Annotated in this window: 12 protein-coding genes; 10 read left to right on the forward strand and 2 right to left on the reverse strand. The window is 59.8% G+C overall.

Annotated features, from left to right (window positions below; all coding sequences use genetic code 11):
* Positions 1–22 precede the first annotated feature (22 nt).
* The 7 genes from QA648_RS20455 to gfa all read left to right on the forward strand — a co-directional run bounded on the left by QA648_RS20455 (position 23) and on the right by gfa (position 6,696).
* Positions 23–628, forward strand: coding sequence for a dimethylsulfoniopropionate lyase (locus QA648_RS20455; RefSeq protein ID WP_283054331.1), 606 nt, complete (start codon positions 23–25; stop codon positions 626–628).
* Between the two features lie 37 nt (positions 629–665).
* The gene (locus tag QA648_RS20460; RefSeq protein WP_260304706.1) at positions 666–1,415 is read left to right on the forward strand and encodes an electron transfer flavoprotein subunit beta/FixA family protein; all 750 of its coding nucleotides are present in this window, start codon (positions 666–668) and stop codon (positions 1,413–1,415) included.
* A 27-nt stretch (positions 1,416–1,442) separates the two neighbouring features.
* A complete protein-coding gene (locus QA648_RS20465; RefSeq protein WP_283053258.1) occupies positions 1,443–2,384 on the forward strand; it encodes an electron transfer flavoprotein subunit alpha/FixB family protein in 942 nt (313 codons plus the stop codon).
* Positions 2,385–2,391: 7 nt separating this feature from the next.
* Positions 2,392–4,056 carry an electron transfer flavoprotein-ubiquinone oxidoreductase gene (locus tag QA648_RS20470; protein ID WP_283053259.1) on the forward strand — a complete coding sequence of 555 codons (1,665 nt, stop codon included), beginning with the start codon at positions 2,392–2,394 and terminating at the stop codon, positions 4,054–4,056.
* A gap of 31 nt (positions 4,057–4,087) precedes the next feature.
* Positions 4,088–5,215: an S-(hydroxymethyl)glutathione dehydrogenase/class III alcohol dehydrogenase gene (locus QA648_RS20475; protein ID WP_283053260.1), complete on the forward strand. Its 1,128-nt coding sequence runs from the start codon at positions 4,088–4,090 to the stop codon at positions 5,213–5,215.
* Positions 5,216–5,219: 4 nt separating this feature from the next.
* Positions 5,220–6,053, forward strand: coding sequence for an S-formylglutathione hydrolase (gene fghA / locus QA648_RS20480; protein WP_283053262.1), 834 nt, complete (start codon positions 5,220–5,222; stop codon positions 6,051–6,053).
* Between the two features lie 70 nt (positions 6,054–6,123).
* Positions 6,124–6,696, forward strand: coding sequence for an S-(hydroxymethyl)glutathione synthase (gene gfa / locus QA648_RS20485; RefSeq protein ID WP_283053264.1), 573 nt, complete (start codon positions 6,124–6,126; stop codon positions 6,694–6,696).
* Between the two features lie 105 nt (positions 6,697–6,801).
* Here gfa and QA648_RS20490 read toward each other — a convergent pair whose 3' ends face one another.
* Complete coding sequence (locus QA648_RS20490; protein WP_283053266.1) at positions 6,802–8,082, reverse strand: Xaa-Pro peptidase family protein; 1,281 nt, start codon at positions 8,080–8,082, stop codon at positions 6,802–6,804.
* 271 nt (positions 8,083–8,353) lie between these two features.
* On the opposite strand from QA648_RS20490, the gene QA648_RS20495 reads away from it, so the two are divergent.
* On the forward strand, positions 8,354–9,238 hold the full coding sequence (locus QA648_RS20495) for a LysR substrate-binding domain-containing protein (RefSeq protein ID WP_283053267.1): 885 nt from the start codon (positions 8,354–8,356) through the stop codon (positions 9,236–9,238).
* Between the two features lie 22 nt (positions 9,239–9,260).
* Here QA648_RS20495 and QA648_RS20500 read toward each other — a convergent pair whose 3' ends face one another.
* Entirely contained in the window at positions 9,261–9,752 is a 492-nt protein-coding gene (locus QA648_RS20500) for an Lrp/AsnC ligand binding domain-containing protein (protein WP_104826159.1), read from the reverse strand.
* A 288-nt stretch (positions 9,753–10,040) separates the two neighbouring features.
* On the opposite strand from QA648_RS20500, the gene QA648_RS20505 reads away from it, so the two are divergent.
* Positions 10,041–10,250 carry a hypothetical protein gene (locus QA648_RS20505; RefSeq protein ID WP_104826160.1) on the forward strand — a complete coding sequence of 70 codons (210 nt, stop codon included), beginning with the start codon at positions 10,041–10,043 and terminating at the stop codon, positions 10,248–10,250.
* A 26-nt stretch (positions 10,251–10,276) separates the two neighbouring features.
* The gene (putA, locus tag QA648_RS20510) at positions 10,277–13,978 is read left to right on the forward strand and encodes a trifunctional transcriptional regulator/proline dehydrogenase/L-glutamate gamma-semialdehyde dehydrogenase (RefSeq protein ID WP_283053270.1); all 3,702 of its coding nucleotides are present in this window, start codon (positions 10,277–10,279) and stop codon (positions 13,976–13,978) included.
* Positions 13,979–14,156 lie beyond the last annotated feature (178 nt).

Raw genomic sequence — 14,156 nt, forward strand, 5'->3', positions numbered from 1 at the left:
CGATCCGGCGGGAGGGGATGGAATGAGCCAAAGAAATGAGGACCTGCAGCACTTCATCGACGCTGCTTTCGTAGCCTTCGACAAATGTGTGAAGGATCCGCAGGGTCGCCGCTCGATCGCGGAAATCTTTTCGGCGCTGGAACGTCCAGGCATGCAAAGGGAAGGGAATGGCAGCCGTCTTCCGGTCTGCGCGTTCCTTGCCGACGCCTTGTCCGTCCACACGTCCGATCCTGCTCTTCGGCGCATAATGGAGCTTTTTCGGCGAGTTGAACCTCTGCTCGAGTGGAGACAGCGAACCAAGTATGATGCCGCCACGGCCAGCGAGAATTTCCTTGATGGCCACGCCAATGCGATGATCATTGGCCCGGGCGGTTTGGAAATTCGCAACGACCTCTGGTTCGGAGTGACCCTCTTGGCGCCCAGAGTTCGCTATCCGGATCACAATCACCCTCCTGAAGAAACCTATCTCGTGCTGTCTGATGGCGAGTTCCGGCAAGAGGACGGGGATTGGTTTTCGCCCGGTATCGGCGGGTCGTTCTATAATATCCCCGGTATCAAACATGCCATGAGATCGGTCGACACGCCTCTCTTCGCCTTCTGGGTGTTGCTTGCCGAACGACCGCACTGAACGGCACCAATCTTCGGAACAATGAAAGGGGTTCGCCATGAAGATTCTCGTCCCGGTGAAGCGGGTGGTTGATTACAACGTGAAGATCCGTGTGAAGGCGGATGGCACGGGTGTCGAGCTTGCGAATGTGAAGATGTCGATGAACCCGTTCGACGAGATCTCGGTCGAGGAAGCGCTGCGGCTGAAGGAAGCCGGCAAGGCGGAAGAGGTGGTGGTGGTGTCGATCGGTCCGGCCAAGGCCGAGGAGACGCTGCGGACGGCGCTGGCCATGGGGGCGGATCGTGCCATCCTGGTCGAGACCGACGATCAAGTCGAGCCGCTGGCGGTGGCGAAGATCCTGAAAGGCGTGGCCGAGGCCGAACAGCCAGGCCTGATCATCGTCGGCAAGCAGGCGATCGATGATGATAGCAACCAGACCGGCCAGATGCTGGCGGCCCTCTTGGGCTCGGCGCAGGCGACGTTTGCCTCGAAGATCGAGATCGGGGATGGAAAAGCAACTGTCACCCGCGAGGTCGATGGCGGCCTGCAGACGATCGAGGTCAAGCTGCCGGCGGTGGTGACCACGGACCTGCGCCTCAACGAGCCGCGTTATGCCTCGCTGCCGAACATCATGAAGGCAAAGAAGAAGCCGCTCGACAAGAAGGCACCTGCCGACTTCGGCGTCTCCACCGAGCCGCGCCTGAAGGTGCTGAAGACCGAGGAGCCGTCGGGCCGCAAGGCGGGCGTCAAGGTCAAGTCGGTGGCCGAGCTTGTCGAAAAGCTCAAGACCGAAGCCGGCGTGCTGTAATCCAGTCCGAACGAGGAGTTAGACACCATGGCCATTCTTCTTCTGGCTGATCATGACAGCAACCACCTTTCCGACCAGACCGCCAAGGCGCTGACGGCGGCGACCCAGATTGCCCAGGGAACGGGAAGCGATGTGCACATCCTCGTCGCAGGTAGGGACGCCAGGCCGGCTGCCGAGCAGGCGGCCAAGCTTGCCGGTGTTACCAAGGTACTGCTGGCCGACGATGCGAGCCTCGCCAACAACCTCGCCGAACCGCTCGCCGATCTGATCGTGGCGCTCGCCGGCTCCTATGACACCATCCTGACGGCTGCCACCTCGGTCGGCAAGAATGTCATGCCGCGGGTTGCCGCTTTGCTCGATGTCGCCCAGGTCTCGGAGATCATCGAAGTCGTCTCCGCCGATACCTTCAAGCGGCCGATCTATGCCGGCAACGCCATTCAGACGGTGCAGTCGACCGATGCCAAGAAGGTCATCACCGTGCGCACCGCCTCCTTCGCCTCTGCCGCAGACGGTGGTTCGGCCACGATCGAGGCGATCCCGGCGGTCGCCAATCCCGGCCTGTCCAGCTTCGTCGCCGATGCATTGTCGACCTCGGACCGTCCGGAACTGACGTCTGCAAAGATCATCATCTCCGGTGGCCGGGCGCTCGGTTCGGCAGAAAAGTTCAAGGAAGTCATCCTTCCCGTCGCCGACAAGCTCGGGGCTGCCGTCGGCGCATCCCGCGCGGCCGTCGATGCCGGCTATGCCCCGAACGACTGGCAGGTCGGCCAGACCGGCAAGGTCGTCGCACCACAGCTCTATATCGCCTGCGGCATCTCCGGTGCCATCCAGCATCTCGCCGGCATGAAGGATAGTAAGGTCATCGTCGCCATCAACAAGGACGAAGAGGCCCCGATCTTCCAGATCGCCGACTACGGCCTCGTCGCCGATCTCTTCGAGGCCCTGCCGGAACTCGAAAAGGCGCTGTGATATCGCAATGACCGACGCAAGCGAGCTGCCAGAACGCGAAAGCATGGAATTCGACGTGGTGATCGTCGGAGCGGGGCCGGCCGGCTTGTCTGCGGCGATCCGTCTGAAGCAGGTCAATCCCGATCTGACCGTCGTCGTGCTCGAGAAGGGCGCGGAAGTCGGCGCCCATATCCTGTCGGGTGCCGTTGTCGATCCCATCGGCATCGACCGGCTGCTGCCCGGCTGGCGCCAAGAAGACGGCCATCCCTTCAAGACCAAGGTGACGGACGATCATTTCCTGGTGCTCGGACCGGCCGGCTCCGTCCGCCTGCCGAATGCGCTGATGCCGCCGCTGATGAACAATCACGGCAATTATATCGTCTCGCTCGGCAACGTCTGTCGCTGGCTCGCCGAAAAGGCGGAGGCGCTCGGCGTCGAGATCTATCCCGGCTTTGCCGCCACCGAAGTGCTTTACAATGACGAAGGTGCCGTCATCGGTGTTGCCACTGGCGACATGGGTATCGAAAAGAACGGCGAGCCCGGCCCGAACTATACCCGCGGCATGGCGCTGCTCGGCAAATACGTGCTGATCGGCGAAGGCGTGCGCGGTTCGCTTGCCAAGCAGCTCATTGCCAGGTTCAAGCTCGATGAGGGACGTGACGTACCGAAGTTCGGCATCGGCCTCAAGGAACTCTGGCAGGTTAAGCCCGAGCACCACAAACAGGGCCTGGTGCAGCACTCCTTCGGCTGGCCTTTGGGCATGAAGACCGGCGGCGGTTCGTTCCTCTATCACCTCGAAGACAATCTCGTCGCCGTCGGCTTCGTCGTGCACCTGAATTACAAGAACCCCTATCTCTATCCCTTCGAGGAGTTCCAGCGCTTCAAGACGCACCCGGCGATCCGCTCCACCTTCGAGGGCGGCAAGCGCCTCTCCTATGGGGCGCGCGCCATCACCGAAGGCGGCTGGCAGTCGGTGCCGAAGCTTTCCTTCCCCGGCGGGGCGCTGATCGGCTGTTCGGCCGGTTTCGTCAACGTGCCGCGCATCAAGGGCAGCCACAATGCGGTGCTGTCGGGCATGCTGGCGGCCGACAAGATCGCCGCGGCGATCGCCGCCGGCCGCGCCAATGACGAGGTGATCGAGATCGAGAACGAATGGCGCCAGACGGATATCGGCCGCGACCTGAAGAAGGTCCGCAACGTCAAGCCGCTATGGTCGAAGTTCGGCACGGCGATAGGCGTGGCGCTTGGCGGTCTCGACATGTGGACGAACACGCTGTTCGGCTTCTCCTTCTTCGGCACGCTGAAACACGGCAAGACCGATGCCCAGTCACTGGAGCCGGCCTCGCAGCACAAGCCGATCGCCTATCCGAAGCCGGACGGCGCTCTGACCTTCGACCGCCTGTCGTCGGTGTTCCTGTCGAACACCAATCATGAGGAAGACCAGCCGGTGCATCTCAAGGTCAAGGACATGGACCTGCAGAAGCGCTCGGAGCACGATATCTATGCCGGCCCGTCGACGCGCTACTGTCCGGCCGGCGTCTATGAATGGGTGGAAAAGGACGGCAAGGACACCTTCGTCATCAACGCCCAGAACTGCGTGCACTGCAAGACCTGCGACATCAAGGATCCCAACCAGAACATCAACTGGGTGCCGCCGCAGGGCGGCGAGGGGCCGGTCTATCCGAATATGTAAAACCGCAAACGAAGCGAGGAGGATATTAATCATGGACGTACGCGCCGCCGTAGCCGTTGCCGCCGGTAAACCGCTGGAAGTCATGACCGTTCAGCTCGAAGGCCCGAAGGCCGGCGAGGTGCTGATCGAGGTCAAGGCGACCGGCATCTGCCACACCGACGATTTCACCCTGTCGGGCGCCGATCCGGAGGGCCTGTTTCCGGCGATCCTCGGCCATGAGGGTGCCGGCATCGTCGTCGATGTCGGCCCGGGGGTGACCTCGGTCAAGAAGGGCGACCATGTCATTCCGCTTTATACGCCCGAATGCCGCGAATGTTATTCCTGCCTCAGCCGCAAGACCAATCTCTGCACCGCGATCCGCGCCACGCAAGGCCAAGGCCTGATGCCGGACGGCACCTCGCGCTTTTCGATCGGCAAGGACAAGATCCATCACTATATGGGCTGCTCGACCTTCGCCAATTTCACCGTGCTGCCGGAGATTGCCGTTGCCAAGGTCAATCCCGACGCTCCCTTCGACAAGATCTGCTATATCGGCTGCGGGGTGACCACCGGCATCGGTGCGGTGATCAACACCGCCAAGGTGGAGATCGGCTCGACGGCGATCGTCTTCGGTCTCGGCGGCATCGGCCTCAACGTCCTGCAGGGCCTGAAGCTTGCCGGCGCCGACATGATCATCGGTGTCGACATCAACAACGACCGCAAGGCCTGGGGCGAGAAATTCGGCATGACGCATTTCGTCAATCCGAAGGAGGTCGGCGACGACATCGTGCCTTATCTCGTCAATCTGACGAAGCGCAATGGCGACCTCATCGGCGGGGCCGACTATACTTTCGACTGCACCGGCAACACCAAGGTGATGCGCCAGGCGCTGGAATCGGCGCATCGCGGCTGGGGCAAGTCGGTCATCATCGGCGTTGCCGGCGCCGGCCAGGAAATCTCGACCCGTCCCTTCCAGCTTGTGACCGGCCGCAACTGGATGGGCACGGCCTTCGGCGGCGCCCGTGGCCGCACCGACGTGCCAAAGATTGTCGACTGGTACATGCAGGGCAAGATCCAGATCGACCCGATGATCACCCACACCATGCCGCTCGAGGACATCAACAAGGGCTTCGACATGATGCACAAGGGCGAAAGCATCCGCGGCGTCGTGGTCTATTAAAGCCATGAAGACCATATCGAAAGAGAGGTCGTTCGGCGGAACGCAGGGCGTCTACTCGCACGCGTCGCAGGCATGCGGGTGCGAGATGACGTTCGCCGTCTACGTCCCACCGCAGGCCGCCGAACGCCCATGTCCGGTCCTCTGGTATCTCTCCGGCCTCACCTGCACGCATGCAAACGTCATGGACAAGGGGGAGTACAGGCGGCTTGCTGCACATCTCGGGATCATCGTCGTCTGCCCGGACACAAGTCCCAGAGGGGATGCGGTGCCGGACGAGCCGGAAAACTGGCAGATGGGCAAGGGCGCCGGCTTCTATCTCGACGCCGCGCAAAAGCCATGGGCCGAGAAATATCGGATGTACACCTACATCACCCAGGAGCTGCCGGCTCTGGTTGCTGAGGAGTTCCACGCCGACATGGAGCGGCAAGGGATTTTTGGCCATTCGATGGGCGGGCACGGGGCGATAACCATCGCCCTCAAGAATCCGGATCGTTACCGAAGCTGCTCGGCCTTCGCACCGATCAGCCGCCCGAGCGTCTCCGGATGGTCGAAGCCGGCATTGAAGAAATATCTCGGACCCGACCAGCAAAGCTGGCGCGAGTACGACGCCTGCGCGCTGATAGAGGACGGACGCAGATTTCCGGAAATGCTCGTCGATCAGGGGACTGCTGACAGCTTCCTGGAAGATGGGCTCCGCCCGAACGAGCTGAAGGCGGCGTGCGACACCGCCGGCATCTCGCTTCGCCTCAGGATGCAGGAGGGCTACGGCCACTCCTACAGCTTCATCTCGACTTTCATGGACGATCACCTGCGCTGGCACGCCGAGAGGCTAGCGTAGAAGGCTCAAGAGAGAACTACAGCTCGGTCACGGCATTCTGCCGTGACCCAGGAGGAAGGGAGAAACCTCAATGACGAGCATATCAATACATCCGACGGTCGACTCCGGATATCGGGCGACCGACGCATCCTTTTCCGGAGGCACCCTGGTCTGCAATTGCGCAAGCAACCCGGTGAAGGTCCGCATCAAGGGCGACATCGCGCACAATCACGCCTGCGGCTGCACGAAATGCTGGAAGCCCGAAGATGCGGTATTCTCTGTCGTCGCCGTCGCGCCGACGGAGAATGTCGAAGTTCTGGAGAACGGCGACAAACTCGCGGTCGTCGACCCGTCGGCGCTGATCCAGCGCCATGCCTGCAAGGAATGCGGCGTCCATATGTACGGACCTGTCGAGCGCGATCATCCCTTCAAGGGACTGTCTTTCGTTCATCCCGAGCGTTTCGAAGGGAAGGGTTGGGCCGCGCCTGGCTTTGCCGCGTTTGTTTCGTCGATTATCGAAAGCGGATACGACCCAGCCAAAATGGATGCCGTGCGAGCCCGTCTGAAGGAACAGGGGCTTGAGCCCTATGATTGCCTCAACCCGGCGCTGATGGACTATATCGCCACCTGGACAGCCAAGAAAAACGGCGTGCTGGCCGCCTGAGAATAGATCAAATCATGCAAAGGCCGCCTGGCAAACCACCAGGCGGCCATTACCATCAGCGAATTGGACACTGCGGTATCAGATACCTGTCCGCAGTCCCGTGCATCAATTCTCCTCCCAAGGGAAGGTATCCAGCCTTTCCGCACCGTTCGCGGTAATGAGCACCTGGGTTTCGAGTTTGATACTCTCTGATCCGTCTTCGGCGATGAGACTTTCGACGTTCAACACCATGTTCTCTTCCACGACGCCGGCGAAATTCTCGTCATAATCCGGATGTAGCAACACGCCCGGCCACTCGTCGCACATGCCTGTTCCATGCAGCGCCAATGTATAGCGATAGGGTATGTATTTTTCCGGAATGCGCCAGGATCTGTCATTGAATTCCAGGAAGCTCAGTCCGGGCTTCAGCAGGGAAAGATTATGTTCGATCTGCTCCCTTGCCGCCGAATAGAGCTCGCGCTGCTTGGGTGTCATTGCCACATGGCCGCAAATCCACGAGCGAGACAAGTCGGCGCAATATCCGTAGGGGCCAATCATATCCGTGTCGAAGGAGATCATTTCTCCGGATTTCACCATGTAGTCCGAGCATTCCTGGTACCACGGGTTCGTTCTGGCCCCCGCGGTCAGCAGCTTCGTTTCAAGCCACTCGCCGCCGCTGCGCGCGTTCTCGAAATGGAGTTCCGCCCAGATCTCGCGTTCCGTCCGGCCGGGTTCTGAGGCCTCATACATCCGCGCCATGCCGGCCTCGCAAACGCGGATGGTCCAGCGCATCAGTTCGATTTCCTCGGCGCTTTTTATGGACCGCGCCCGCTCCGCCAGCTCCTGGCCGTCGAGCAGTTCGATACCCCTCTTTTGCAGCGCATGAGCACCTGGAGGGTCGAGCCGGTCTACGGCCAGGCGGTGATTCCGGCCTTTTTCCCGCAGGATGTCGGCGATCTCGTCAGCCCATCCTTCTAGTCGTTCTTCAACCAAATTGCCTGCGGTGAAGAAGATCCAGGATTTTGCCGGCCGGATTTCATCGACACAGGGAAGACCTTGGTTGAGGTGTTCCGAGCCCTCGAACTCAAACATGATCGCTGGTCCGTGGGCCAGGATCAAAGCGTAGCGGGCTGGATTATGCATCGTCCAGATGCTCATATTCGACGAGTCGAAAGCATATCTTATGTTCACGGGATCATAGAGAAGCAGGGCGGAACAGTTGGCTTCCTCCATCTTCATACGCAAACGAGCGAGCCGATAATGCCGCGCCGTATCGAGAACATGCGCCGGAATGGAACTGCGGAGCGGCCGATCGGCGCCTTCCGGATTGAGATATGCTTTCTTTCGTTCGTCTTTGAAAACGGTTGTGTGATCATGACTGCCGATAAGTGCAGAGGCATTTTGCATTCGAGGCGTTCCTATAGGTCTGTGATGCAGTGGATTTGCCGGAGGACGGATCTTCGGCGGGGCAACGGGAACCAAAGATGAGGTAAACGGTTGGCGCTGTGTCGGACCGCGACTTTAGGCAGGATGGGAGGACGAGGCCCTTTTTCTCAACGGCAAAAATAAGCCGCCTTGACATAATGAAATGTAATGCAAAAAACTGCTGAGGCTGGTGCGGCTGCACCCCTCATCAATAAGGTTTTCCATGGTAAGTCTGCGGCGACGATTGCCTCCTTTGACCGGATTGACTGCATTTGAAGCGGTGGCTCGCAATGGTAGCTTCACGCGCGCGGCAAGCGAGCTCGGCGTTACGCAAGCCGCCGTCAGCCGGCAGATTCATCTGCTCGAAGAAATGCTGGGTTTCGATCTTTTTCGGCGCTTGCACCGCAGGATAGAGCTGACTGAAAAAGGAAGAACCCTGTCGACGGCCGCAACCACCGCCTTCAACCTTGTTGCCGAAACGATCTCTGAAATCACCAAGGAAGAGGCAGCCGAAGGGCTGACGATTTCCGCCACCGTCGCATTCTCACATTTCTGGCTGCTGCCGAAGATCTCTTCCTTCTCGAAAGTCTGCCCAGACAGCGCGCTTCGCATCATTACACAGGACAACGCGACCAGCCTTGGGAGCAGCGACGTGGACCTCGCCATCCGTTATGGCAATGGCATGTGGCCGGATGGACAGGCTGAACTGCTCTTCGATGACGAGATCTTTCCTGTCTGCAGCCAGGAATATGCTGAGAACCTCGGAAAAATCGAAGACCTTGCCGAGTTGGTGCGTTATCCGCTCATCAGCTCCGACACCGACGACCCGAGTTGGACAGGCTGGAGCGAGTGGCTCGCTGCATTCTCAGTGGAAGCACCCAAGCGTTCCCTCGGCATGCGCTGCAGTTTTTATACCGAAGCGGTTTACGCTGCATTGAACGGGCAGGGGATCGCACTCGGCTGGCGGCGCCTCGTTCAGGATCTCTTGAACAGGAAAGCGCTTGTTCGGCTGACCGAGCAGTCGATCGCGACGAGGAACGGTTATTTCATTGTTGTTCCGCGGCGAAGCGCAAAAAATCCGCATGTCGCTCAGTTTACCGCGTGGTTGAAAGAGACAGCGCATGCCATGCAGCAATGACGTTGCTGTCCGATGATGGCCGCTACAAGCCGCTTGTCTTTATTCGGCCGCCTTCCTTGACTGTTTCCATCGCCACACTTGTGGATGTGCTCGCCACGTAGGGGAGGGTCGATATTTTTTCTCCGAGGACGTGGCGGTATCGGCGGATGTCCCGTGTTCTTATCTTGATCAGATAATCAAAACGCCCTGCGATCATGTGGCATTCTTCCACCTCCTTGATCTTCCTCACTGCTGCATTGAAGCTTTTCAACGCGTCTTCCTTGGTACTCGTCAGCTTCACTTCCGCGAAGGCGACGTGATCGAGCCCAAGTTTGGCGGGATTCAAGATAGCCGAGAATCCCACGATGTATCCTTCGTCCACGAGTCTCTTAAGGCGAAGCTGACAAGGGGTTTTCGATAATCCGATCCGGCTGGCCAGATCCGTAATCGAGATTCGGCCGTCCTCGGTGACGACTTCGAGGATCTTCAAATCAAACTGGTCCAATTCACTAGTTTGAGCCTTTTCTGTAGACATTTTGCAATCCTATTGCCGTTCAAATAAGTGAATACATCAATCATTCGGCCTTAATCAAGTCTGAATGACTTTATCTCCTCGGTTATGATGAAGCGAAGCCGGTGGAGGAAGAAGTCCAGATGAATTCCGCAGCCAAGAAGGTCGAAGGATTCCTTCAAAAACGCGCTCATCGACATACCGTTCGGCGGATCAAACGATGCGCTTTGCATCTCAATCAGATTGCAGAGGCCTATGAGGCGGTCGGCATCTGATTTTGCCTATTTCGCTCGCGTCAAAAGGGGATCACGGATGTATAACTACAATAAGAAACGCGAAGTCAGTCAGGAGCCGGATCTGCTGGCTCACTATCGGCCGGTGGCGATCAGAGCGGTGGCGGCTGCGCTCGCTGTTAAGGCGAGCAAGCCGGATGCGGTGCCGCTTCGAGACACCGAGTATTCAGGTCCGGCCTGGCTGGACCATCCCGACGACGGCGAAGCCGGCGTTTCATTCATTCGCTAATCGACACATCGTTCACAGGTATTCCCATGCTAGACGCGGTACCCAATTCCACCTCTTCCCACGACGGCGTGTCACCCTTTGCTGACTTCGCGCCGCCCATTCGACCGCAATCCGAACTTCGGCAAGCAATTACCGCTGCCTATCGCCGGCCGGAAACCGAATGTCTGCCACCGCTTGTCGCTGCGGCCCGTGTCTCCGAAGCAAAGCGCTATGACATTCGCAGCACTGCCCGCACCCTGATCGAAGCGCTGCGCGCCAAGCATAAGGGCACCGGTGTTGAAGGGCTTGTGCACGAGTACTCGCTGTCGAGCCAGGAAGGCGTGGCTCTGATGTGCCTTGCCGAAGCGCTCTTGCGCATTCCCGACACCGATACCCGTGACGCACTCATTCGAGACAAGATTGCCGAGGGCGACTGGTCGTCTCACATTGGCGGCGGCAAATCGCTGTTCGTCAACGCTGCTACCTGGGGGCTTGTAGTCACCGGCAAGCTGACCTCCACCGTCAACGACCGCAGCCTTTCGGCAGCGCTGACGCGGCTGATCGCGCGCGCCGGCGAGCCAGTGATCCGCCGCGGTGTCGACATGGCAATGCGCATGATGGGCGAGCAGTTCGTCACCGGCGAAACAATCGAGGAGGCGCTGAAGCGCGCCCAACCGCTGGAGGCCCGCGGCTTCCGCTATTCCTACGATATGCTCGGCGAGGCGGCGACAACGGCGGCTGATGCCGAGCGCTATTTCCGCGATTATGAAAATGCGATCCACGCGATCGGGAAAGCCGCGGCAGGGCGGGGCATCTATAATGGGCCCGGCATCTCCATCAAGCTCTCGGCACTACATCCACGCTACAGCCGCTCGCAGTCCGGTCGGGTGATGAGCGAGCTGCTGCCGAAAGTGAAGTCATTGGCTGCGCTCGCAAAGGGATATGATATCGGCCTCAATATCGACGCCGAGGAAGCCGACCGGCTGGAGCTTTCGCTTGATCTTCTCGAGGAGCTTTGCTTCGATGCCGCTCTCAAGGGTTGGAACGGCCTCGGCTTCGTGGTGCAGGCATATGGCAAACGCTGCCCGTTCGTGCTCGATTACATTATCGATCTGGCTCGTCGCTCTGAGCGTCGGATAATGGTGCGCCTCGTCAAGGGTGCCTATTGGGACGCCGAAATCAAGCGCGCCCAGCTTGATGGCCTTGAGGATTTTCCGGTCTATACCCGCAAGATCTATACCGACGTCGCCTATGTCGCCTGCGCGCGTAAGCTGCTTGCGGCGCCGGATGCGGTGTTCCCGCAGTTCGCTACCCATAATGCGCAGACGCTTGCCACGATCTATCATCTGGCGGGCTCGGATTTCGAAGTCGGCCAGTATGAGTTTCAGTGCCTGCATGGCATGGGCGAGCCGCTTTATGACGAGGTCGTCGGCAAGCAGAAGCTCGATCGCCCCTGCCGGATTTATGCGCCCGTCGGCACGCATGAAACGCTGCTCGCCTATCTGGTCCGACGTCTCCTGGAAAACGGCGCCAATTCCTCCTTCGTAAACCGTATCTCCGATCCGAATGTTTCGATCGACGCACTGGTCGCCGATCCCGCTGAAGTTGTCGCGGCAATGCCCGTGGTCGGCGCACCCCATGAACTGATCGCTCTTCCTGGCGACCTATATGGCAGAGCTCGTGCCAATTCCTCCGGTCTCGACCTGTCGAGTGAGAAGACCCTCTTCGAGTTGTCGCAATCGCTGGCCGCGACGGTCCAGACGCCATGGCACGCGCTTCCGATCCTCGCAGACGGTTCGACTGATGGGGTGACACGGCAGGTTCTCAATCCAGCCGATCACCGCGACGTCGTCGGGACGGTCACTGAGCTCAAGGTCGAAGAAGCAGCCCGTATTGCTCGCATGGCTGCCGAACACGCCCCACAATGGGCTGCTGTTCCCCCGGCAGAGCGCGCGGCATGCCTGGAGCGGGCCGCCGACATCATGCAGTCCCGTATCGAGACGTTGATGGGGATAGTCATGCGCGAGGCAGGAAAGTCGGCGGCCAATGCCGTTGGCGAGGTTCGGGAAGCCATTGATTTCCTGCGCTACTATGCCGACCAGGCCCGCAAGACGCTTGGTCCTGCGCATGCGCCGCTTGGACCGATCGTCTGCATCAGCCCGTGGAACTTCCCGCTTGCGATCTTCACCGGACAGGTGGCGGCAGCCCTCGTGGCGGGCAATCCGGTGCTTGCGAAACCCGCTGGCGTGACGCCGATCATCGCATCGGAAAGCGTCAAAATCCTGCACGAGGCGGGAGTGCCACGGGGGGCGCTGCAATTCGTACCCGGTAGCGGTCGACTTGGTGCAGCTCTTGTTGGCGCTCCCGAAACGGCAGGCGTCATGTTCACGGGGTCGACGGAAGTCGCCCGCCTCATTCAGGCGCAGTTGGTCGAGCGCCTATCGGCCACAGGCAAGCCCATTCCGCTGATTGCCGAAACGGGCGGCCAGAACGGCATGATCGTCGACTCTTCAGCGCTTGCCGAGCAGGTCGTCGCCGATGTGATCGCCTCTGCCTTCGATAGCGCCGGCCAGCGCTGCTCCGCATTGCGCGTCCTGTGCCTTCAGGATGATATTGCAGACCGAACTCTTAATATGCTCAAAGGCGCCTTCAAGGAGCTGACGATCGGCCGCACCGATCGGTTGAACATCGACGTTGGTCCGGTCATCAATGACAGTGCCAAGGCGGAGATCGATCAGCATATCGAGCATATGCGTGGTCTTGGCTGCAAGGTGCATCAGTTGCCGCTCCACGAGGGCGCCGCGGCCGGGACGTTTGTGCCGCCGACGATCGTCGAGATCCGATCCCTTTCCGACCTCACCAGAGAAGTCTTCGGGCCGGTTCTGCACGTCATTCGCTACCGCAGAAACGGGCTCGATCGCCTGATCGACGACATCAACGCTTCCGGCTACGGTCTCACCTTCGGCCTTCATACCCGGCTCGATGAAACGATCGCGCATGTGACGAGCCGCATCAAGGCCGGCAACCTTTATGTGAACCGGAATATCATCGGAGCGGTCGTTGGCGTTCAACCATTCGGTGGACGTGGCCTCTCCGGTACCGGGCCGAAGGCTGGTGGCCCTCTCTATATCGGCCGCCTGGTTCAGAAAGCGCCTGTTCCGCCGCAGCAGGATTCGGTTCATACCGACCCGGCATTGCGGGACTACATCATCTGGCTAGATCGTCGGGGATTGTCGGCGGAAGGCGAAGCGGCCCGTGGCTATGCAAGCCGATCGGCGCTGGGACTGGAACGCGAGTTGGTCGGCCCCGTTGGCGAACGCAATCTCTACGCGCTTCATCCTCGCGGCCGAATCCTCCTGGTGCCAGAGACAAAGACCGGTCTTTTCCGCCAGATTGCCGCTGCTCTGTCGACAGGAAACCAGATCGCCATAGATGCGGGATCCGGTTTGGAATCCGTTTTGCCGGATTTGCCATCATCCGTTTCGAGCCGCATGTCCTGGACCTCGAACTGGGAGAAGGACGGGCCGTTTTCGGGTGCGCTGGTGGAAGGGGATCGGGCTAGGGTCCAGTCCATCAATCAGAAGATTGCGGCTCTTCCCGGCCCGCTCCTCCTGGTGCAGGCGGCGACCACGGATGAAGTAGAGAGCGACCCCGACGCATATTGCCTCAACTGGCTGCTGGAAGAGGTGTCGACCTCGATCAACACCGCGGCGGCGGGCGGGAATGCAAGTCTGATGACGATCGGATAGCCCGTTGTAGATCATATCGTGAGGGCGCGTTGCATGCGCCCTCACGATCATCTCTTTGATGTTCAGATTTCGCCCATCGCGAACGCGGTCGCATTAACGGTCGACCGGTCCGTGTTTGGCGAAATCCTTTTCGATTGATGCGTTCGCCCGATCCGCTATCAGAATGAGAGCCTATACG

Source organism: Rhizobium sp. CB3171 (genome assembly GCF_029714265.1).
In the GTDB taxonomy this organism is placed as follows: Bacteria; Pseudomonadota; Alphaproteobacteria; order Rhizobiales; family Rhizobiaceae; genus Rhizobium.

Excerpts from the sequence above, each read along its gene's own strand:
- putA (WP_283053270.1), top strand. The coding sequence starts at position 10,277 with ATGCTAGACGCGGTACCCAATTCCACCTCTTCCCACGACGGCGTGTCA.
- QA648_RS20460 (WP_260304706.1), top strand. The coding sequence starts at position 666 with ATGAAGATTCTCGTCCCGGTGAAGCGGGTGGTTGATTACAACGTGAAG.
- QA648_RS20500 (WP_104826159.1), bottom strand. The coding sequence starts at position 9,752 with ATGTCTACAGAAAAGGCTCAAACTAGTGAATTGGACCAGTTTGATTTG.
- QA648_RS20455 (WP_283054331.1), top strand. The coding sequence starts at position 23 with ATGAGCCAAAGAAATGAGGACCTGCAGCACTTCATCGACGCTGCTTTC.
- QA648_RS20505 (WP_104826160.1), top strand. The coding sequence starts at position 10,041 with ATGTATAACTACAATAAGAAACGCGAAGTCAGTCAGGAGCCGGATCTG.
- QA648_RS20465 (WP_283053258.1), top strand. The coding sequence starts at position 1,443 with ATGGCCATTCTTCTTCTGGCTGATCATGACAGCAACCACCTTTCCGAC.
- QA648_RS20470 (WP_283053259.1), top strand. The coding sequence starts at position 2,392 with ATGACCGACGCAAGCGAGCTGCCAGAACGCGAAAGCATGGAATTCGAC.
- fghA (WP_283053262.1), top strand. The coding sequence starts at position 5,220 with ATGAAGACCATATCGAAAGAGAGGTCGTTCGGCGGAACGCAGGGCGTC.
- QA648_RS20490 (WP_283053266.1), bottom strand. The coding sequence starts at position 8,082 with ATGCAAAATGCCTCTGCACTTATCGGCAGTCATGATCACACAACCGTT.
- gfa (WP_283053264.1), top strand. The coding sequence starts at position 6,124 with ATGACGAGCATATCAATACATCCGACGGTCGACTCCGGATATCGGGCG.
- QA648_RS20475 (WP_283053260.1), top strand. The coding sequence starts at position 4,088 with ATGGACGTACGCGCCGCCGTAGCCGTTGCCGCCGGTAAACCGCTGGAA.